General features: G+C 34.0%; 15 protein-coding genes. 14 read left to right on the forward strand and 1 reads right to left on the reverse strand.

Going from position 1 to position 23,125, the window contains the following annotated elements; genetic code table 11:
- Positions 1–97: 97 nt before the first annotated feature.
- The 10 genes from ACNFIH_RS22240 (at position 98) to ACNFIH_RS22285 (ending at position 18,058) form a co-directional block, all read left to right on the forward strand.
- Positions 98–1,066, forward strand: coding sequence for a type I phosphomannose isomerase catalytic subunit (locus ACNFIH_RS22240; protein ID WP_426484852.1), 969 nt, complete (start codon positions 98–100; stop codon positions 1,064–1,066).
- Positions 1,067–1,261: 195 nt separating this feature from the next.
- A complete protein-coding gene (locus ACNFIH_RS22245) occupies positions 1,262–2,272 on the forward strand; it encodes a LacI family DNA-binding transcriptional regulator (protein ID WP_035651293.1) in 1,011 nt (336 codons plus the stop codon).
- Between the two features lie 290 nt (positions 2,273–2,562).
- Positions 2,563–5,652, forward strand: coding sequence for a SusC/RagA family TonB-linked outer membrane protein (locus tag ACNFIH_RS22250; protein WP_426484853.1), 3,090 nt, complete (start codon positions 2,563–2,565; stop codon positions 5,650–5,652).
- 16 nt (positions 5,653–5,668) lie between these two features.
- Positions 5,669–7,186, forward strand: coding sequence for a SusD/RagB family nutrient-binding outer membrane lipoprotein (locus tag ACNFIH_RS22255; protein WP_426484854.1), 1,518 nt, complete (start codon positions 5,669–5,671; stop codon positions 7,184–7,186).
- A 422-nt stretch (positions 7,187–7,608) separates the two neighbouring features.
- Entirely contained in the window at positions 7,609–9,600 is a 1,992-nt protein-coding gene (locus tag ACNFIH_RS22260) for a beta-mannosidase (RefSeq protein ID WP_426484855.1), read from the forward strand.
- 245 nt (positions 9,601–9,845) lie between these two features.
- Complete coding sequence (locus tag ACNFIH_RS22265; RefSeq protein WP_426484856.1) at positions 9,846–12,122, forward strand: GH92 family glycosyl hydrolase; 2,277 nt, start codon at positions 9,846–9,848, stop codon at positions 12,120–12,122.
- A gap of 89 nt (positions 12,123–12,211) precedes the next feature.
- Positions 12,212–14,494, forward strand: coding sequence for a GH92 family glycosyl hydrolase (locus ACNFIH_RS22270; RefSeq protein ID WP_426484857.1), 2,283 nt, complete (start codon positions 12,212–12,214; stop codon positions 14,492–14,494).
- A 4-nt stretch (positions 14,495–14,498) separates the two neighbouring features.
- The gene (locus ACNFIH_RS22275) at positions 14,499–15,959 is read left to right on the forward strand and encodes a glycoside hydrolase family 125 protein (protein ID WP_426484858.1); all 1,461 of its coding nucleotides are present in this window, start codon (positions 14,499–14,501) and stop codon (positions 15,957–15,959) included.
- Positions 15,960–16,101: 142 nt separating this feature from the next.
- Positions 16,102–17,004, forward strand: coding sequence for an ROK family protein (locus ACNFIH_RS22280; RefSeq protein WP_426484859.1), 903 nt, complete (start codon positions 16,102–16,104; stop codon positions 17,002–17,004).
- A gap of 58 nt (positions 17,005–17,062) precedes the next feature.
- A complete protein-coding gene (locus tag ACNFIH_RS22285; protein ID WP_426484860.1) occupies positions 17,063–18,058 on the forward strand; it encodes an isoaspartyl peptidase/L-asparaginase family protein in 996 nt (331 codons plus the stop codon).
- 1 nt (position 18,059) lies between these two features.
- On the opposite strand, the gene ACNFIH_RS22290 is transcribed toward ACNFIH_RS22285, so the two are convergent.
- Positions 18,060–18,830 carry a DUF2490 domain-containing protein gene (locus tag ACNFIH_RS22290; RefSeq protein ID WP_426484861.1) on the reverse strand — a complete coding sequence of 257 codons (771 nt, stop codon included), beginning with the start codon at positions 18,828–18,830 and terminating at the stop codon, positions 18,060–18,062.
- Positions 18,831–19,154: 324 nt separating this feature from the next.
- Here ACNFIH_RS22290 and ACNFIH_RS22295 point away from each other — a divergent pair, with 324 nt between their 5' ends.
- The 4 genes from ACNFIH_RS22295 to ACNFIH_RS22310 all read left to right on the forward strand — a co-directional run bounded on the left by ACNFIH_RS22295 (position 19,155) and on the right by ACNFIH_RS22310 (position 23,120).
- Entirely contained in the window at positions 19,155–20,165 is a 1,011-nt protein-coding gene (locus ACNFIH_RS22295; RefSeq protein WP_426484862.1) for a hypothetical protein, read from the forward strand.
- Positions 20,166–20,302: 137 nt separating this feature from the next.
- Positions 20,303–20,932 (forward strand): TetR/AcrR family transcriptional regulator, encoded by a 630-nt coding sequence (locus tag ACNFIH_RS22300; protein ID WP_426484863.1) that lies wholly within the window; start codon positions 20,303–20,305, stop codon positions 20,930–20,932.
- 29 nt (positions 20,933–20,961) lie between these two features.
- Positions 20,962–22,206, forward strand: a complete 1,245-nt coding sequence (locus tag ACNFIH_RS22305) for a TolC family protein (RefSeq protein ID WP_426484864.1) — start codon at positions 20,962–20,964, stop codon at positions 22,204–22,206.
- Positions 22,207–22,217: 11 nt separating this feature from the next.
- Complete coding sequence (locus tag ACNFIH_RS22310; protein ID WP_426484865.1) at positions 22,218–23,120, forward strand: HlyD family secretion protein; 903 nt, start codon at positions 22,218–22,220, stop codon at positions 23,118–23,120.
- The last annotated feature ends 5 nt before the right edge of the window (positions 23,121–23,125 follow it).

The raw sequence follows: 23,125 nt of genomic DNA on the forward strand, positions 1-23,125 counted from the left end.
AAATCCGCGTCATCTGCGTTTTTTTTGCGCAATTTTAAAATAAGTAGTGAAATTTATAGCAAATAGCAAACTAGATATTAATTTAAAAAATATAAAAATGAATACAATAAATTATCCATTACAGTTTGAACCAATTCTGAAAGAAAGAATTTGGGGCGGAGAAAAATTAAAAACGCTTCTTAATAAACCAATTATTTCTCCTATTACAGGTGAGAGTTGGGAATTATCAACAGTTGAAGGCGATGTAAGTATTGTAAAAGACGGTGATTTAAAAGGAAAATCTTTAACAGAATTAATTGAAGATGCTCCAAATGAAATTTTAGGAACTGCAGTTTACGCTCGATTTGGAAAACAATTTCCGCTGCTTTTTAAGTATTTAGATGCCAGAGAAGATCTTTCAATTCAAGTGCATCCTAATGATAAATTGGCTAAAGAGCGCCATAATTCATTTGGAAAAACAGAAATGTGGTACGTAATGCAAGCTGATACAGATGCCCGAATTATTGTTGGTTTTAAAGAAGATTCAAGCAAAGAAGAATATCTGGAAAATCTAAATAACAAAACATTGGTTTCGATTTTAGATGATGTAAAAGCCAAAGCAGGCGATGTTTTCTTTCTAGAAACAGGAACAGTTCACGCGATAGGGGCAGGTTTGGTTGTGGCGGAAATCCAGCAAACCTCAGATATAACCTATCGTTTATACGATTTTGACAGAACAGATGCTGAAGGAAACAAACGTGAATTGCATGTAGATTTGGCATTAGACGCTATTAATTACAATAAAGTTTATACATATAAAAATTACGAGAAAGTCGAAAATAAATCAAATGTTATTGTCGATTGTCCTTATTTTACCACCAATATTATTCCGCTTGACGGAGAAGTTGATTTTAGCAAAACGGGGGAGACTTTTACCGTTTATATGTGTACAGAAGGTGGTTTTAAAATTGAAATTGAAGGTGAAACTTATTCTTATATAAAAGGAGATACAATTTTGATTCCGGCAGCAGTAAAAACCTTTACCGTAAAGGGAACAGCTTCAATTTTAGAAGTATTTATCTCATAAAAAAACAGCATTTGATTTTCGGTAGAAAAAATTAATATAGCATATAATCCTTGTAAATACTGAGGAATATATGCTATATTAACTCTAAAAAAATGATTCGTTCAAAAAAATATTTACAAAATCGTTTTAGTAATCATTTTTAATATATATTTGTGAAATAATTAATAACCGCTTAATAAAAAATTAACTTCTTCAATGAAAAAAATAACTATAAAAGATATTGCTACAGAAGCTGAAGTTTCTATATCTACAGTATCTTTTGTTATTAATGGCAAGGGGGAGAAAATGGGCATTAGTGCAGCGGTTATTAAAAAAGTTCAAGATGTTGCTGAAAGTCTGAATTATAGACCTAGTATGATTGCAACCAGTTTAAGAACTGGAAAAACAAGATCAATTGGACTTATAGTAGAAGACATTTCGAATCAGTTTTTTGCTGATTTGGCACGAGTAATTGAAGATGAAGCAAAAAATATCGATTACAGGGTTTTCTATTGTAGTACAGGTGATGACGATGAACGTTCTGAAGAATTGATACATAGTCTTTTACAAGCAAATGTTGATGGTTTTATTATTACGCCGACTAAAAATTTGGAAGAGAAAATTGATTTGCTTTTAAAACTGAAAAAACCGGTTGTATTAATTGATAGATATTTTCCAGGACAGCGAGTGAGTCATGTGGTTGTAGATAATTATGAAGCATCAAACTCGGCAACAAAATTCTTGATTAACAAAGGCTGTAAAAATATTGCCGTTGTCAATAGTACCTCTGAAATGGTTCAGATGAAACTAAGGGAGGATGGATACAGAGATGCTTTAAAAGAAAATGGAAATTATAATGAAGCGCTTGTTCTACATATTGATTACCACAGTAATGAAGAAGGTAGAATTACAGCAATTGTGAATTTTTTTGAAAAAAATCCAGATATTGATGCTGTTTTATTTTTAGCAAATTATATGGGACTTGCGGGTCTTCAGGCTTTTAGAAAAATAGGGGTCAGTATTCCTGAAGATATTTCAGTAATTTGTTTTGATGATCATGACAGTTTTAAATTGCATACGCCTACAATTACTGTTGTTGCACAACCAATTGAAGATATTGCAATTAAATCAATACAATTGTTAATGAGCCAGATGACGGATATGGAAACATTTAAAGTTGAAAAAAGTCTGAAAAAAGGAAATTTGATTATTAGAGAATCGGTTTAATTTTTAGGATGATATTAAATAAAAAGAAAGAAAACGTTTTCGTTTTTTTTTACCTATTTTACTAAATCGTTTTAGTAAAATTTTAGAAAAATAGATCTGATTTAGAATTTGTCTTTTTCGATATAAAATATTGATTTTTTGGAGAGTAGCAAAAAATTATAAAGCATAGTATTTAAAGGTGGAGATCTTTAAGTGCCTATTACAATTGAGTTCGAATTTATTACTAATTATTAAAAAACAATCACGTTAAAACAAACAAAAATCAAAACAAATAACCAAAAAAAATGCTTATGAAACGAATTTTAGCAGTGTTAGGAATGGTATTGTTAAGCAGCTTGGGAGCTGTTGCGCAAAATCGATTAATAACAGGCATAGTTGCTGATGCAGAGAACAAGGGAATTGTTGCTGCATCCATTGAGGTTCAAGGAAAACCATTTAGCGGAGTTACTGATGCTGAGGGGAGATTTAAAATGAATGTTCCGGAAGGTAAAGTTACACTTAATGTATCTTCTATCGGTTTTGTATCAAAATCAATAGTACTTCAGGAAAACGAAAACAGAGTTTCGGTTGTATTAATCGAAAATGCACAAGAATTAAAAGATGTAGTAGTAACTTCATTTGGAGTTAAAAAACAAAAGAAAGCTTTAGGTTACGCAGTTGGAGAACTGAAAGGAGAAGACCTTACAAAGAATAAAGAAATTAACTTAGGAAATGCCCTTCAGGGAAAAATTGCCGGAGTTAACGTTTCTGCGCCGGTTACAGGACCTTCTGGTTCAAGCCGTGTGGTTATTCGTGGAGCAACTTCCGCTTCTGGATTAAACCAGCCGTTGTATGTTGTAGATGGTATTCCGATCGATAACAGTCAACAAGGAAATGCTAACATGTGGGGTGGAGCGGATAAAGGAGACGGAATGTCGTCATTCAATCCGGAAGATATTGCTTCGATGTCAGTATTAAAAGGTAGTGCCGCTTCTGCTCTTTACGGTTACAGAGGATCAAATGGTGTTATCTTGATTACGACAAAAAAAGGTAAAAACGGAACTGGTTTAGGAGTAGATTTCAGTACAAATTCTACTTTCAATACACCAGCAAGTCTTTTGCATTGGCAAGATCAATACGGAGCTGGAGCGCCTGTAAACGGTGTTGCTACAAGATTCAGCGATTTGCAGGAACTTAGAGATTCTTACTATTTTGCATGGGGAGATAAATATGACGGAACGCCTTCTCTTTCGCTTGACGGAAAAACAAGACCTTACCAAGCATATGGAAAAAACAATGTTGAAAATTTCTACAGAAATGGATATTCTTTCAGCAATACGTTAGCAGTTTCTGGAGGAAATGAAACAACGAATTTCAGATTATCTTTCGGAAATACTAAAGATGAGTCAATTATGCCTGGAACAAATTTCGCAAGAAATAACGTGGCATTAAGCTTGAATTCGGCTCCAAACAAAAAAATAAGCATTGAGTCTAATGCGCAATATATTACAGAGAAAAGTCATAACCGACCTTATTTGAATGATTCGCCTAGAAATCCATCTTTCCCAACCACTTTTATGACTCCGGGGACAGATATCAGATGGATTAGTGATGCTTATGATGCTAACGGTGGTGAAGCAGATTATTTTGGTGCAAACACGTATCATACAAATCCATATTTTGCTACTCAGGAGCCTTTAAATGATGACCTTAGAAAACGTTTCATTGGTTCTGCAAAAGTGAATTACAACATTACAGAAAAAATTTATGCTAAAGGTGTTATTGGTATTGACGATATTAATTATGAATATACTGAAATCGAGCCTACTGGAATAAACTATAATCCTGGTGGATCTTACGAAAACAGAGTAGAAGGTCGTACAGAATACAATGCTTCTGGTTATTTAGGATACAAAGGTGATATTGTAAAAAATCTTTCATTAGATGCTTTTGTTGGAGCAAACCGTCAACACAACAGATATAGTGGAATCAAAATGAAAGGAAATAATTTTATTGTTCCGTTCAAATATTTCTATGGAAATACACAGCCAGATAAAACAGAAAAATTATTTTCTGAAAGCGAAGTAAACTCACTTTTCTATTCTGCTGATATTGGATACAAAGATTTCTTATACGTAAGTTTAACAGGTCGTGAAGATTGGTTTTCTACTTTAGATCCATCAAACAACAGTACTTTTTATCCTTCTGTAAGTTCAAGTTTCATTTATTCTGAAGTTATTGATTTGCCAGAATGGATGTCTTACGGTAAATTCAGAGCAGGTTGGGGTAACGTAGGAGGAGCTTTGCCAGACGCTTATGCTTTGTCATTGACTTATACTGCGCCAGACGGGCAAACAGATTCTCAAGGACAACCAATTTTAGGTGTTAACGGAGAAACAGTTCCAAACAAATTCCTTAAACCTTATAATGTTAGTACAATCGAATTTGGTTTCGAAAATACTTTCTTCAATAACAGATTAAGTACAGATTTGACTTTCTATCAAAAAAGAACAACAAACGATATTGCTGATGCTGATATTTCTCAGGCTTCTGGTTACAGAACAACAAAAATCAACGTTGGTGAAATCCTGAATAAAGGGGTGGAGTTTGCTGTGAACTTAAAAGCAGTAAAAACACCAAGTTTCTCTTGGAATGTTGGTTATAATTTTGCTTACAATGACAGTGAAGTAGTTAATCTTTCGGATAAAATTACAACAAAATCATTGGAAGGAAACAGAGATTCTAGAGCTTCTGTAGTTTTAGAAAAAGGACAGCCTTTCGGAGTAATCAAAGCGTATGATTATTTAAGAGATGCAAGTGGGAACATTGTTCTTGATACAAATGGAAAATTCATGAGAGGAAATCTAATCATTGCTGGTCAAGGTGTTGCACCAACTTCAATGGGACTTACAAATGATTTCTCTTATAAAAACTTTACACTTTCAGTTTTTGTTGATGCGAAATTTGGAGGCGAAATCTATTCTGCTACAAATCAGTTAGGAACTCGTTACGGATTGTCAGAAATCACACTTCCAGGTCGTGAAGGAGGAATTGCAGTATCAGGAAAAGACGTTAACGGAAATGCTGTAAACACAACAGTTTCAGCTTACGATTACTGGAGAAGTTATAGTGATGTAACATCAAATTTTGTTTACGATGCTGATTTTGTTAAGCTTAGAGCGATCTCTTTTGCTTACAATTTCCCAAAAACATATTTGCAAAAAACTCCATTTCAATCTATCAGTTTAGCATTTTCTGCGCATAACTTATGGACAATTTATGACAAAGTGCCAAATATCGATCCAGAGTCTAACTATTCTAATAGTAATGCTCAAGGTCTTGAAAGAGCTTCTATGCCTTTGACAAGAAATTATGGTTTAACGCTTAATGTCAAATTCTAATCATAAAAATTGAAAGATGAAAAATAGATATATAAAAATATTTTGTGTCGCAATTGTTAGTGCAATGACATTGGCAAGCTGTGACAAAGGATTCGAAGAAATGAATACGAATCCAAATGCTTTGACTGATCCGGCTGTAAAATCAATGTTCACACTTGCTGAAATTTATGTTGACGGTCAGGATTACTCAAACACAAGAGGAAACAATGCTTATGCAGCTCAAATTGTACAGCACTTTTCTTCATTAGGAGGACCAGGTTCAAAATACACGTATTCTTCTGAGTATTCAGGTTCTCTTTTTGGAGAATCATACGGAAAAGGATTAAACCAGATTTTTCAGTTGATGTCTGTTATAAAAGACGCTCCTGATAACACAAATACAATTCAGGCATGCCGAATCATGAAGGTTTTCTTGTTCCAAAAATTGACAGATACTTATGGTGAAATTCCTTATTTCGAAGCCGGAAAAGGATATAACGGAAATATTTTTGCCCCAAAATATGACACACAAGAAGCTATCTACAATGACCTTTTAAAAGAATTAGATGAAGCTGGAGATGCTTTAGATGCTAACAAAGCATTTGTAGGCAATGCCGATTTGTATTACCAAGGCGATGTAACAAAATGGAAAAAATTGGCAAACTCTTTAATGTTGAGAGTAGCAATGCGTTTGTCAAAAGTAAATCCTGCAAAAGCAAAACAATATGTTGAAAAAGCAGTTACAAAAGGTGTTTTTACTTCAAATGATGACAGTCTTGTTTTAAAACATGATGCAGGTCCACAGGGAGTTAAAACAAATCCAATTACTTCATCTTGGGTTAGAAATGATTTAAATGGAGGAGATGCTAACACAAAATACAGCAAAACCTTTATTGATTTATTGAAAAACAGTAATGATCCTCGTTTGAGAATTTATGCAAAATTGGAAGCGACAGGAAACAATAATCCTGCTAGTCAACAAGGTCTTGCAAATGATGCAAAGGAATTTCCTGGAGGAGACAAAAAACTGTTTTCAGATCCCAATACTTCGACAGTATTGCGTTTAGATGCTCCAACTTTGATTATGTCTTATGCTGAAGTTAAATTCATCTTGGCAGAAGCAGCAGTAAAAGGCTGGAATGTTGGCGGAACAGCTCAAAAATTATATGAAGACGGAGTTAGAGCTGCAATGGAAGTTTTGGTAATCTTTGGAGACAAAGTACCTGCAGTTTCACTTGCTGAGTACAATACTTATATCACAGCAAATCCATTTAAAGCTGCCGGAACTGAAGCACAAAAAATAGAGCAGATTATTACTCAAAAATGGATTGTATTATTATTTAATGGTTTTGAAGCATTTTCTGAATACAGAAGAACGGGATATCCAGTTTTAGTTCCTGTAAATGATCCTACTGGAGAAACTAAAGGAACAATTCCGAGAAGATTAATTTATGATCAGTCAGAATTAATCACAAATGCTGCAAATTATAAAGAAGCAATTTCACGCCAAGGGTTGGATTTAATGACAACCAGAATTTGGTGGGATAAACAATAGTTTTTAAATATTGGTTAGTTAGTTGAATTAAGCCGGGTAGGAATACCTGTACCTCCTCCCGGCTTATTTTTTAATTTCTATTTTGATTTTCATTAAATTAGAAGAGTTTTATCACCCAATTATTCCCAGTTTTCAAAATCATTTTTTTCGCAGACGATAAAATTCGTGTGCTGAAAAAGATGAGATTATTTTCAAAAGAATATAATTAGGATGATCAAGATTTTAAGAGTTATGAATCTGAAATCAGAAATCTAAAATAAACTAAGCTTGGCAGCCGTAAAAGGGAAATTTTTTCTGAATATTTTGTTAGTTGCTTTTATTCTAAAATGTAAACCTAAAAGAGAAGCGCAATTGCGGTCAATTGCACTTCTCACTCTGCCGGCGATCAATTTGATTCGATAATAATATAGTATTCAGTAAAAATGAAACATTTAAAGAGAGTTTATTGGTGTTTGGGCATTTGTGCAGCAAGTTTTTCATTTGTTGCCAATGCCCAAAATATAAATATAAAATCGGGTTGGCAATTTCGTGAAACCAAAACCGAAAAATGGTTTCCGGCTACAGTTCCCGGCGAAGTCCATACTGATTTGTTGAATAACAAAACAATTCCAGATCCATTTTACAGAGACAATGAAAAGAAACTGGTTTGGATTGAGAAAAAAGATTGGGAATACAAAACTACTTTTCAGGTTTCGCCAACGCTTTTAAAAAAGAAAAATGCCGAATTAGTTTTCGACGGATTAGATACGTACGCAACGGTATATCTGAATAACAAAGAAGTTTTAAAAGCAGATAATATGTTTCGTCAATGGCGAGTTGATGTAAAAAAACTTTTGAAATCTGGAAATAATGATTTGGTTGTTGTTTTCAAATCGGCACAAAATGTTGTGGATTCTTTGGCAAAAAAAGATCTTCCTTTTGTAATTCCGGATAATCCACGTGCTTATGTACGTAAAGCGCAATATCATTTCGGATGGGATTGGGGACCAAAATTCACCACTTGCGGTATTTGGAAAACACCTCGTTTAGAAGTTTATGACGAAAAAACACCAGAAAAACCGTATGTTCTGGATCGCAAAATAGAATTGGTTCAACAGCCGGATAATCTCGGAAAAACTTTCTTTTTTAAAATTGATGGAAAGCCAGTTTATATGAAAGGCGCCAATTATATTCCGTCAGATGCTTTTCTTTCAAGAGTGACTAAAAAGGAGTATGAAAAAGTAATTGGAATGGCTAAAGATGCTAACATGAACATGCTTCGTGTTTGGGGAGGCGGAATTTATGAAGATGATTATTTCTACGATTTATGTGATAAAAACGGAATTTACATTTGGCAGGATTTTATGTTCGCCGGAACAATGGTACCAGGAGATGATGCTTTCTTCGACAACGTTAAAAAAGAAGTACAGTATCAGGTAAAGCGTCTTCGTCATCATAAAAGTATTGTTTTGTGGTGCGGAAACAACGAAGCCGACGAAGCTTTTAAAAACTGGGGATGGCAAAAAAGCATGAATATGTCCAAACAAGATTCGATTCGTTTATGGAAAGATTATGTTCGTTTGTTCCAAGACAGTATTCCAAAATGGGTGAAAGAAGTTGATAATAAACGTCCATATATAAGTTCTTCGCCACGATTTCACTGGTCAAGACCAGAAAGTCTAACAGAAGGCGACAGCCACTATTGGGGAACTTGGTGGGGATTAGAAGATGTAGAAGCAGTTCAGAAAAAAACAGGCCGTTTCGTGAGCGAATACGGAATGCAGGCAATGCCAAATTATTCTTCAATGGAAAGAATTACGTTGCCAGAAGACCGATATTTATATTCTGATATTTTAGAAGCGCATCAAAAAGCGGGTAAAGGATTCATGAAATTAGATTCGTATTTGAATCGATATTTTATAAATGAGACAAAACTTAAGAAAATGAGTGTTGAGGATTATACGTATCTTACACAATGTCTTCAGTATTATTCTTTGAAAAATATTATCGGAATTCATCGCTCGAAAGCACCTTATAATATGGGAACTTTAGTTTGGCAGTTAAACGATTGCTGGCCGGTAGCAAGCTGGAGCGTAACCGATTATTACGATCGTCAGCCAAAAGCCGCTTGGTACGCCATGAAAGAAGCCTACAGAGATGATAAAACACCAGAAATAGATTTAACACGTCCGATCAATTTAAAATTGGAAGACCCAAAAATTACTTGGGAAATAAAAGGAAACAAAGTAGTTTTAAAAGCGTCAAAGTTGGCTAAATATGTAAATGTTTCCATAAAAGGCTATACAGGAAAATGGAGCGATAATTATTTCGATTTAAAACCAGGAGAAGAAAAAACAATCACTTTTGAAGGGAAAATCGAGAAACCAGTTTTGAAGGTTTATTCGCTTTATGAGGTTTTACAAAGATACAACTAAAAAAGGTGCTAAGGTTCTAAGTTATTGAGGTTCTAAGGTTTTTGAGAAAGAGACAAAGTGACAAAGTGACAAAGTGACAAAGAGACAAAGAGACAAAGTGACAAAGAGACAAAGGCTTTCCGTAGAGACGCACAGTAGTGCGTCTCCTCAAAGTTTTAAAGTTCTAAAATAAAAAAATACCAGCGTAAATCAGTTCAATCCGTTTCATCCGCGGGCAATTACGCAAGTCATAATAAAAAGATTATATGTTTACAAAATATACCAAAATAGCTTTTAGCGGTATTTTCGCTTTAAACTTGTTTTTTGCAAATCCTGTTGATGCGCAGAAAAAGAAAGCAAACCAAAATAGTGTAGATTATACAAAATATGTAAATCCATTGATTGGATCAGCAGGTCATGGTCACGTTTTTGTGGGTGCCAATGTTCCTTTTGGAGCCGTTCAATTGGGGCCTGTGAATATTTTTGAAGGCTGGGATTGGTGCAGCGGTTATAATTATGTCAGCAATACCATTTTAGGTTTTACACATACACATTTAAGCGGAACTGGTATTGGCGATTTGAACGATATTTTAATTCTTCCAGTTTCGGGAAAAGTGCCTTTGTTTAAAGGAACAAAAGAAGATATGGTAAACGGTTACGGCTCTTATTTTTCGCATGAAAACGAAGTAAGTAAACCAGGATATTACAGTGTTTTATTGGATAAATACAAAATCAAAGCTGAATTAACAGCCAGCGAAAGAGTTGGTTTCCATAAATACACTTTTAATACTGCTAATGATAATCACGTTTTAGTAGACCTTGCAGACGGAATTGGATGGGACAAACCGGTAAAAACATTCATTAAAAAAATAAACGAAACAACACTTGCGGGTTATCGTTTTTCAGCTGGATGGGCAGCAGATCAACGCGTTTATTTTACGATGGAATTCTCTGAACCAATTTCGAATTTAGCTTTATACGATGATAAAACTGCTGTAAATGGAAACGAAGGCGAAGGTTTGAAAATGAAAGCAGTTTTGGATTTTACAACTTTAAAAAACAAACAAGTTTTAGTAAAAGTTGGAATTTCTCCAGTAAGTGCTGAAAATGCCGCTGCCAATATAAAAGCGGAGATTCCTAATTGGGATTTTGATCAAACGGTTAAAACGGCTTCTTCAAAATGGAACGCCGAATTAAATAAAATCCAGATTACAGGAAATGATAAAACAATGAAGGTTTTTTATACTTCATTATATCACACGATGTTTGCGCCTTCCATTTTTAATGATGCCAACGGAGATTATAGAGGAACGGATAAAAAAGTGTACGAAAAAGCAAATTTCACCAACTACACAACTTTTTCACTTTGGGACACTTACCGCGGACTTCATCCATTATATACAATAACACAGCCAGATAAAATTAATGATATTGTAAAATCATTTTTGGCAATTTACCAACAACAAGGAAGATTACCGGTTTGGCATTTGATGGGTAACGAAACCAATACCATGAATGGAAATCATTCGATTGCTGTAATTGCTGATACCTACTTAAAAGGATACCGTGATTATGATGTCGCTTTAGCGTATGAAGCAATGAAAAAAACAGCCATGCAAACGCGTGATGGAATGGATTATGTTCAAAAACTGCAATATATTCCTGCCGATAAAATGCTGGAAACTGTTGGAAATGCTTTAGAATATGCCATTGATGATTATTGTATTGCACAAATGGCAAAAGCTTTAAATAAGACTGAAGATTATGATTACTTCACAAAAAGAGCCAATTTGTACAAACTTTATTTTGATAAAGAAACCACTTTTATGCGTGGTAAATTAACTGACGGAAATTGGAGAACACCATTCAATCCGCTTTCATCGGCGCATCGTAAAGATGATTATGTCGAAGGAAATGCTTGGCAATATACTTGGCTTGTTCCTCAGGATCCTTATGGTTTGATTGATTTATTTGGAAGTGAGAGTAAATTTTTGGCTAAATTAGATTCGCTTTTTCAAATTACAGATAAAGTAGAAGGAGAAGAAATTTCGCCAGATATCAGCGGTTTAATTGGACAATATGCACAGGGAAATGAACCAAATCATCATATTCCGTATTTATATGCCTTTGCCGGACAGTCTTGGAAAACGGCAAAATTAATTCGTGAAATTGATGATAAATTCTATTCGACAAAACCTGATGGATTGTGTGGAAATGAAGATTTAGGACAAATGTCGGCTTGGTATGTTTTATCTTCAATGGGATTTTATTCAGTTAATCCAGCAAATGGAGTTTACGTTTTTGGAAGTCCGCTTGTAAATTCGGCAGTAATTCATCATAAAAAGGGAATTTCATTTTCAATAAAAGCAATTGATAATAGTGCAACGAATATTTATATTCAAAAAGCGGAATACAACGGAAAACCTTACACAAAATCATATATCACGCAAGAAATGATTGTAAAAGGAGGAGAGCTGAAATTGTTTATGGGAAGTAAACCATCCGCAACTTTTGGAGTAAAGAAATCAGACAGACCAATTTAAAGCGTTTTCAGTCTTGCAAGGTTTTAAAAGTCTTGTAGATGTTTTTGAAAGTTTGAGTTTAGAATGGAATAAGAATAATTTATAATAATATGAAACTAAAGAGTTTAATTTTTTTAGGAGTATTACAAAGCTGCATTTTTCTGAATGCACAAGTAAAAACCGTTGATCCCGCAGAATATGTAAATCCGTTAATGGGAACACAATCGTTACATAGTCTTTCTAATGGGAATACGTATCCAGCGATTTGCAGACCTTGGGGAATGAATTTCTGGACACCACAAACCGGAAAAATGGGTGACGGATGGGCTTATATTTATACAGCCGAAAAAATTAGAGGATTTAAACAAACCCATCAGCCATCGCCTTGGATGAATGATTACGGTCAGTTTTCGATTATGCCTGTTACGGGCAAATTGGCTTTCGCGGAAGCGGACAGAGCAAGTTGGTTCAGTCATAAAGCCGAGGTTTCAAAACCGTATTATTACAGTGTTTATTTAGCTGATTATGATGTTACAACAGAAATTACAGCGACAGAAAGAGCGGCACACTTTCAGATTACTTTTCCGGAAAATGAACAATCTTCAATTGTTGTAGATGCATTTGATAAAGGTTCATATATCAAAATTATTCCTTCAGAAAATAAAATTATCGGTTATACAACGCGTAACAGTGGAGGCGTTCCAACTAATTTTAAAAACTATTTTGTATTGGTTTTTGACAAACCTTTTGCAACAAATTCGACTTGGAATGACAAAGGTTTAGAAAAAGGCAAACTGGAATTGCAAGATAATCACGCAGGAGCAGTTGTAGGTTTTAAAACTAAAAAAGGTGAAATTGTAAACGTAAAAGTGGCTTCATCATTTATAAGTCCAGAACAGGCAGAACTTAATTTGAAAGAATTAGGAAATGCTTCTTTTAACGAAACAGTTGCGGCTTCTAAAAATGAATGGAATAAAGTTTTAGGAAAAATAACTCCTGAAAGCAACGACGCGGATCAATTAAAAACTTTTTATTCTTGTTTGTACCGTGCAACTTGTTTCCCTCAAAAGCAATATGAAATAAATGCAAAAGGAGAAACAGTTCATTACAGTCCGTACAACGGAAATGTTGTGCCAGGTTACATGTATGCCGGAACTGGTTTTTGGGATACTTTCCGAGCGTTATATCCGCTATTGAATTTGGTTTATCCTTCAATAAATAAAGAAATGCAGGAAGGTTTGATCAACGATTACAAAGAAGGCGGGTTTTTGCCAGAATGGTCAAGTCCAGGTTTCAGAAATGTAATGGTTGGGAATAATTCGGCTTCTGTAGTTTCTGAGGCTTATATTAAAGGATTACGCGGTTACGACATCAATACTTTGTATGAAGCTTTAGTTCATGGAGCAAATAATGAAGGGCCTTTAGAAGCTGTCGGACGTAAAGGAGTTTCGTATTACAATACACTTGGTTACGTTCCTTATGATGTGAAAATTAACGAAAATGCAGCAAGAACTCTTGAATATGCTTATGATGATTTTGCAATTTGGAAATTAGCGAAAGCCTTAAATCGTCCGAAGAAAGAAATCAGTTTATTCGAAAAACGAATGATGAATTATAAAAACTTATATAATCCGTCAATCGGTTGGATGAGTGGCAGGAATAAGGACGGAAGTTTCCCTGCTAATTTTAATCCGTTAAAATGGGGAGATGCTTTTACAGAAGGAAATGCATTGCATTACAGCTGGAGTGTTTTTCATGATGTTCAAGGTTTGATTGATTTAATGGGCGGACAGAAAAAATTCACTGAAAAATTAGATGCTGTTTTTACGACGCCTCCAGTTTTTGATGATAGCTATTATGGATCGGTCATTCATGAAATCCGCGAAATGCAGATTATGAATATGGGACAATATGCACATGGGAATCAGCCAATTCAGCACATGATTTATTTGTACAATTATGCAGGACAACCTTGGAAAACGCAATATTGGTCAAGAGAAGTAATAAATCGTTTGTATAAGCCAACTCCGGACGGTTATTGCGGAGATGAAGACAACGGCCAGACTTCGGCTTGGTATATTTTCTCAGCAATGGGATTTTATCCGGTTTGTCCAGCAACAGACGAATATGTTTTGGGCGCGCCGTTGTTTAAAAAGCTGACTTTGAATTTAGAAAATGGCAAACAGCTTATTATCAACGCTTCAAAAAATTCAGAAACCAATAAATATGTAAATGATTTAAAATGGAATAACGCTTCTTACTCAAAAAATTACATCAATCATTTTGATGTTTTAAAAGGAGGCGAATTAAATTTTGATATGTCGGCAGAACCTAATTTACAAAGAGGAACTTCTAAAGACGCTTTTCCATATTCTTATTCAAATTCAAAATAATACTATGCAGTCACGTAGAAAATTTATAAAAAATACAGGCATTTTTTCAGCAGGATTATTAGCGCTTCAAACGGATGTTTTTGCAATGAATTCAGACAGTTTTAATTTTGCACTTAAAGATTTTATCAGCAAAAGACCACCTTTAGCAGAAAGAAAATTTACAAGTCCAGCTATTGAAGCGGCGATTGTCAGAATCAAAAAACAAATTGCAAATCCAGAATTGGCATGGCTGTTTGAAAACTGTTTTCCAAATACATTAGATACAACAGTTGATTTTGAAATCATCGATGGAAAACCCGATACTTATGTAATTACGGGAGATATTGATGCTATGTGGCTTCGTGATAGTACAGCGCAGATTTGGCCTTATATTCCGTTTGTAAAAGAAGATAAAAAATTAGCCGAATTGGTAAAAGGTGTAATCAACCGTCAGACAAAATGTATTTTGTTAGATCCTTACGCGAATGCTTTTTATAAAGATTTTAATCAGGTAAGCGAATGGAAAAATGATATGACCAAAATGCAGCCTGGTATTCACGAACGTAAATGGGAAATTGACAGCTTGTGTTATCCTATAAGACTTGCTCATGGTTATTGGAAAGAAACTGGAGACATAAGCCTATTTGATAAGAAATGGAAAGAAGCAATGCTTTTAGTATTGCAGACTTTTAAAGAACAACAAAGATGGCATGATAAAGGCCCTTACAATTTCCAAAGAGTAACAGCCTGGGCGACAGACGGAGTTCCGTTAAGCGGTTACGGATATCCTGTAAAACCTTGCGGATTAATTGTTTCGACTTTTAGACCAAGTGACGATAGTACTTTATTTGGATATTTGATTCCGAGCAATATGTTTGCGATTGAAGTTTTGGGTTATTTGATCGAAATTTTCTCTTTACCGGCTATGTTGGACAAAGATTTGGTTGCCAAAGCCACAGAATTAAGAAATCAGGTTCAAAAAGGTTTAGAAGAAAATGGAATTATTGAGCATCCAAAATTCGGAAAAATCATTGCGTTTGAAGTAAACGGTTACGGCAGTTTTCATATGATGGATGATGCTAATGTTCCGTCATTATTATCGCTTCCGTATTTAGGAGCGATTGAGCCTGACAGTCCGTTGTATTTGAATACACGAAAAGTAGTGCTTTCAGAAAACAATCCTTTTTTCTACAAAGGAAAAGCGGGTGAAGGAATCGGCGGCCCACATACAGGTGCCGATACAATTTGGCCAATGAGTATTGTTTTGAGAGCGATTACAAGTGTTGATGAAAAAGAAATTAAAGCCTGCATTGGCAATTTGATTAAAACAAATGCTGATACTGGTTTTATGCACGAATCGTTTCATAAAGACGATGTAGCAAAATTTACCCGAAAATGGTTCGCTTGGGCAAATACACTTTTCGGAGAAATGATTGTTCACACGAGCATCAAATATCCACAGATTTTAAAAGAAAAATACACCTAAAATTTTCCTTTAATCAGAAATAGAATAAGTTAATAAATCAGTTGTAGTTATAGTTTCAATATTATAATGAAGGAATTTTTATGCCGTAAATGAAAATTGAAAAGCTAAAACTGAATTTCAAAAATAAGATAAAATAGAAGAAATGAATAAAGAATATGCCGTTGGAATTGATATTGGAGGAACTCACATTACTGCTGCAATCATTGATATTGTAAATATGAAAGTGATTGATTTTTCAGTGCAAAAAGAATCTTTCGATTCTAATTTGCCTGTGAATGAGGTAATGTCAATATGGGAAAAAGTAATCCGGACTTCGGTTGAAAATTCTAAAGTAGAAGCAATTAACGGACTTGCAGTTTGTATGCCTGGTCCGTTTGATTATACTAACGGACTTTGCTGGATCAAAGACCAGTCAAAATACGAACATTTTTATGGTTTGAATGTGCGTTATTTATTTCAGGGAACATTAAACTTATCAAGCGAATTTCCAATTCTTTTTGAAAATGATGCGGTTTGTTTTGGAAAAGGAGAAGTTTTTAAAAATGCCGAAAATTTATCTAAAAAAGTGATGGCAGTGACACTTGGTACTGGACTTGGAGCTTGTTTTATTGATAAAGGAATTTCAATTTCATCGGGAGAATCAGTTCCTCAAGATGGAGAAATTTGGAATCTTCCTTTTAATGATGGAATGGCTGAAGATTATGTTTCTGCAAGAGGTCTTTTGGCCAATTACAAAACTTTGGCAGGAAAAGAAAGCAACAGTGGATTAGAACTCTACAATCTTGCTTTGAATGGTGATGAAATCGCAAAAAAAGTTTTTGAAGAAATGGGAGAGAATTTGGCAGCAGTTGCAATTCCATGGTTGAAGAAATTTGGCGCGGATGAGTTTATTATTGGTGGAAAAATTGCTAATGCGAGTCAATTTTTTCTTTCAGCTTTCAATAAAAAAATAAATGAAAGCGGAATCCAAATTGGTGTTTCTATTTCTACTGATAATGAAATTGCAGCTTTATTAGGTGCTTCAAGTATGTTTTATAAAGGATAGATTTTATAAATTTACAGTTAAGAAAACCTTATTTTCTTCAAGTTTTAAAATACAAGTCATGACAAATCGCAGAAATTTTATAAAAACAACCGCAATTGCTTCTGTTGCAGTAGCATTGCAATCTTTTCAGACGAACTCTGAGAAAGATGAAAAAGTACTTTCTAAAAAAGGAAAGAAACCAATTGTACTTTCGACCTGGCGATTTGGAATTCCTGCGAATGAAGCAGCTTGGGAAGTTCTTAAAAAGAATGGAAAAGCACTGGATGCTGTAGAAGCAGGTGTAAAAGTTCCAGAAGCTGATCCAAAAGAAAGAAGTGTAGGTTATGGTGGACGCCCAGACAGAGATGGACGCGTAACACTTGACGCCTGTATTATGGATGAAAACGCTAATATTGGTTCTGTTGCTTGTCTTGAATTTATAAAACATCCTATTTCTGTTGCGAGAGCCGTAATGGAAAAAACGCCTCACGTAATGCTTGTTGGCGACGGAGCTTTGCAATTTGCATTGGAACAAGGTTTTAAAAAGGAAAATTTACTTTTAGAAGAATCTGAAAAAGAGTGGAAAGAATGGCTGAAAGACAGTAAATACAAGCCAATTGCCAATATTGAAAATCATGATACTATTGGAATGATTGCCTTAGATGCTGACGGAAATCTTTCTGGAGCATGTACCACAAGCGGAATGGCGTTTAAAATGCATGGTCGTGTGGGAGATTCGCCAATCATTGGATCAGGTTTGTATGTTGATAACGAAATTGGTGCTGCAACTGCAACAGGACATGGAGAAGAGGTAATCAGAATTGTTGGCTGTCATTTGGTTGTTGAATTGATGCGTCAGGGAAAATCGCCTCAAAAAGCCTGTGAAGAAGCTGTAGCCAGAATTGTCAAATTGACTAAGAACAGAAATAAAGATTTAAAAGATATCCAGGTTGGTTTTATTGCTTTAAACAAGAATGGCGAATACGGTTCGTATTGCGTTCAGGGCGGTTTTAATTATGCTGTTTATGACGAAACCGGAAATCGCTTAATTGATGCTGATTTTTTCCTGAAATAAATTATTCATCGCCAGAATTTTCAGTAGTTGAAGGGGCTTTTTTTCGGATACTTGTATTCAGATAAAAAAACAGTCTAATGGTATGATTCATATCATATTGATAACCTGAATATTTTTGCTGATACACATTCATATACCCAAAATCGTAACTCCATTTTGGGTTTATTGTTTTTTTGATTCCGACGAAAAAGCGGTTTTGGTCAAAGGTATTATAGACGGCTTCTTCGCCAAATTGTAAAAGAATTTCATCTGAAAGAACCATGGATGGCCATGATTTTTTATCGGAAATTCGGAAAGTAAAACTCATCAAATAGCGGATTCTATTTGTAAAACGCCAATCTCCACTGGGTTTATCGTCAACCATTTTTTCCTGCCAGCGTTGCTCGTTTCTTAAGCGCTGCAAAATACTTATATTGGCAACTTTAGCATTTAATTGTGCCTGTTGATAAATCCTGTTTTCATTTGCAAAAGTACTCCAGTCTTCATTTGAAGGTGCCAGCCACATATGCGCATATCCTAAGTTTAATGAAACGTTTGAATTAGGAATATAAGTGACGCCTCCTCTTATAAAATAGAAACTAGGATCAGATACAAAATCGTTTCGACGGATATGAAAATCCCCAATAATACCCCAATGATCGGCAAATTTTGTAACCGTATTGATAGAAACCCAAGTTTGAAGTTGTTGGTTAATTTCTTTTTTTTGATCGGTTTGTCCTATCACTAAAATTGGGAATAAAAGGATATAAATCCAAGTAAAATTGTTCTTCATATATAGTACGATAGAAATTAGATTAATCAGTAAATTTCTTTAGAATCGATAAAAGGCAATAATTGAAAACAATACAGAGTAAATGTACTCTTTTTTTTAGAAAATTATGTTGTTTGTAAAAGTGTAATTTGTTTGTTATTAGTGTTTTAGTTGTGTTTTTTAAATGATGTTTTAATTGAATTTTGTACTGATATCTGTATTGGATTTAGAATAAAATAATTTTCTAAATGCTATTTGTCTTTCAATAAAAGCTATATTAGCTATTCCTTTATTAAGGAAAATAAGATGTTTTAAAAATTAGAAATCCTCAAATAATCAAAACGAATGCGTAAAATTTTACTAATTATTGTAACAACTGTAGTTTTTCAAAGCTGTAATTTTGGAAGTAGTGGAACACAAAAAAATGAAAGTATTGAAGCAAGTAAAATTCAGGAAATTAAAGTTTTAAATGATAAATTATTCAAAGCCATAATGAGCAATGATATTCCTGGTGTAAAAGCGTTGTTCTCTGACAAACTACTTACAATTGTAAATTCTGATCTAGATAAGCTAGTGGGGACGATGAGCAATAATTATCCATCTAAAAGCTATACAATTCTTGATCAATATTATGTTTCAAATACAGCTGTAGATATTCCTAATACTTTGATATCTGGTGTTTCAGGAGACAATGACTATATTATTAATTACAAAGCATTAAATAAAGAGATGTTTACTGTATTGTTGATGCCTACTACTACACACAATGATGCACTGATAACTGTAATTTATGGTAAGTATGGCAACGAGTGGAAGATTAATATTTTGCAGTTTGGACAATATACTTTATTAAAAAAAACAGCGCCAGATTATTTTAAATTGGCTCAGGAAAGTTATAAAAAAGGCTATTTGATTGATGCTGTGAACTATATTACTGTGGCTAAACAATGTTTAAATCCGGCTGGTGAATCCTTTAAATATCAAAAAGAACAGGAAATTAGCAATTTTTATGATAAAGTACTTGGTGAAGCGAAAGCAAAATTTATTTTGCCTTTTACATTAGATAATATTGAAAGCAAACCTAAAGTATTTCGAATTTTTCCTCAAATGACAAAAGATGGTTTTATGCCAGAGATTTGTTATGTTTCTAATATCAAATTGGCTGATACTGTTGCTTTAAAAGCTGAAAATGAAAAAGTTAAAATTGAAGTGGCAAAAACATTTTATGGAATCGATAAAGGAAAAAGTAAGGTTTTTTATGGTGCTTACAACGAGATACCTGATGGAAAAAAGGAAGTGATGCAATACCGATTTATTGAGGTAATTAGTAAAGGAAAGAGCATTAAAACAAAATAAAAAAAGGGCGCTGTTATTTAAAAAAGAATAACAGCGTTTTTTTTAGATCAGATATTAAACAAAATTTTTAATCATTTGATTAAAAATTTTGTTTAACTTATTTGAAATATTTTATATTTGCATTTAAATAGCTAAAAATGAGTGTTTCAGAGTCTAAAAAGAAAGATACAAGTACAGAAGAAAAAATAAAATCAGCTGCAAAAACTGTTTTTTATAACAAAGGTTTTGCCGCAACCAGAACAAGAGATATTGCCGAAGAAGCAGGTTTGAATCTTGCTTTGCTTAATTATTATTTTAGAAGCAAAGCAAAACTTTTTGAGATAATAATGTCGGAAACTTTTGCAGGTTTTATAGGTGGAATGAAAGTGATTTTGAATGATGAAGGAACATCATTAGAGGAAAAAGTAAAAATTATTGCTGAACGCTACATTGATTTTATTATAAAAGAGCCGGAAATTCCAACTTTTATATTGACAGAGATTCGTAATAATCCTGACGGACTTTTAAAAAGACTTCCAATCAGAGAAATTGTAAACGAATCTGTTTTCATTAAACAATTTCAGGAAGCAGTGGAGAAAAAGGAAATTTCAGAACCTAATCCGTTGCATTTTCTAATGAATCTTTTGGGCTTAGTGGTTTTTCCATTTATTGCAAAACCTATCATTATGGGAAGTAGAAATTTGGAAACAGAGCAGTTTAATAACCTGATTTTGGAACGCAAGAAAAAAATCCCAATTTGGATCAAGGCAATGTTTACACCAGTTTAAATGATTTTGAAGTTAATTTATTTATACAAATGAGGAAATTAGGCTTACTTAAATACATTGGAATTCTGTTCTTTATGAATGCCGCCTCGGCGCAGACTTTGACAATTGATCAAAGTTATCAGCTTGCAGTAGAAAATTATCCTTTAATCAAGCAATACGAACTCATTGAAAAAAGCAAAGAATATACCATAAGCAATGCAAATAAAGCTTATTTGCCTCAAGTAAGTATTACGGCTATTGAAGGTTATGTTTTTGGCGATTTTCCGACTATGGGAAATTCAGGAAACGACAGCAAATTCAAATTTATTGGTTTAGGACAGGTCAATCAGGTGATTTGGGATGGAGGTACGACCAAAACGCAGAAGAAAATTATTGAGGCTTCTTCTAATGTTGATAAGGCTTCTGTCGAAGTTTCGCTTTATGAATTACGTTCAAGAGTAAATCAGCTTTATTTTGGAATGTTACTGATTGATGAGCAGTTAAAACAGTTGGAAATCCAGAATACAATTCTTAGTAATAATATCGACAAAGTAAAAAAACTTCATGAAAATGGACTTACTTATAAAACCGATGTCGATGAAATGAAAGTCGAGCAATTAAATTTAAACCGACAAAAAAAAGACTTTCAGTATACCAGAAACGGTTATCAGACAATGCTTTCGTATTTAATTGGAAAAAATATCAGCCAGACTAAATTAGAAAAACCGATAAATTCTATTGCTTTTGATACGCTGATCAAACGACCGGAACAAATTCGTTTTGCAAGTCAGCGCAATTTGGTTACAGCGCAGGCAGATATGCAAAAAGTAAATCTTATGCCAAAAGTCGGTTTGCTTGGAGCAGGCGTTGTTTTGGCGCCAGGAATCAATCTCGGAAATAATAAAATTTCAACTGTTGGAGTTGCCGGATTAAGTGTTGGCTGGGACATTAAAGGTTTGTATAAAAATTCAAATGAAAAGGAATTAACAAAACAGCAATTAAATCAAATAGACATTCAGGAAGAAACATTTTTGTTTAATACCAGATTTCAAATGAATCAGAAAACGGCTGATATTGAAAGACAAACAGCAATTTTGAAAGATGATGATGATATTGTAAAACTTCGTCAAACGATTCGTGAAGGTTATCAGTTAAAGTATGATACTGGCGCTGGACCACTTATAGATTTGCTGAATGCAACCGAAAAAGAAGGAAATGCACGTGCCGAGAAAGCTTTGCATGAAATTCAATTGCTCATGACTTCGTATGAGTACCAAACAATTAAAGGAAATTAATAGTACATATTATGAAAAAAATAAAGCTTTTATATTTTTTAATGCCGGTTATCTGTTTATTGTCGTGCCATAACAATGAAAATGATTTTGATGCTTCAGGATCTTTTGAAGCCGTTGAAACTATTCTTTCTGCGCAAGCGAATGGACAAATTGTAAAACTGAATGTAGAAGAAGGACAACAATTAGAAGTTGGACAAAAAGTGGGCTATATTGATAGCACACAACTGCATATCAATAAAATGCAATTGTCACAAAACAAAAAAACAATTCTCAGCGGAAGGCCTCAGGAAAATATTCAAACTGAAAGTTTAAAAAAACAGCTTGCCAATGCAGTTTTGGATCGCAACAGAACCGATAAATTGGTTAAAGGCGGCGTAGCTTCGCAAAAAATGCTTGACGATGCAAATGCTAAAGTGGCGACATTGCAGGCTCAAATTGGTGCACAGAAGAGCTCATTGGAAATCACAAATGAAAATTTGACCGAACAAAGCAATACAGTTGGCGTGCAGTTAAAAGGTGTTGATGATCAGTTAAACAAAACCGTTATTATAAATCCGGTGAAAGGAACTGTTTTGGCAAAATATGCTGAACAATACGAAATGGCAATGGTTGGAAAACCATTATATAAAATTGCAAATCTCGAAATCCTTGATCTTCGCGCTTATGTTACTGGAACACAGTTGCCACAAATAAAAATTGGACAGCAAGTTAAGGTACGAATTGATCAAGGTGAAAAGAAATACAAAGAATATTTGGGAACAATTAATTGGATTTCGAATAAATCGGAGTTTTCTCCAAAAACAATTCCAACCAAAGATGAACGTGCAAATTTGGTTTACGCGATAAAAGTTAGAGTGAAAAATGACGGTTACCTTAAAATAGGTATGTACGGAGAAGTTCTTTGGTCAAAATAATAGTT

The organism is Flavobacterium sp. 2, from assembly GCF_049949195.1.
Taxonomy (GTDB): Bacteria; Bacteroidota; Bacteroidia; order Flavobacteriales; family Flavobacteriaceae; genus Flavobacterium.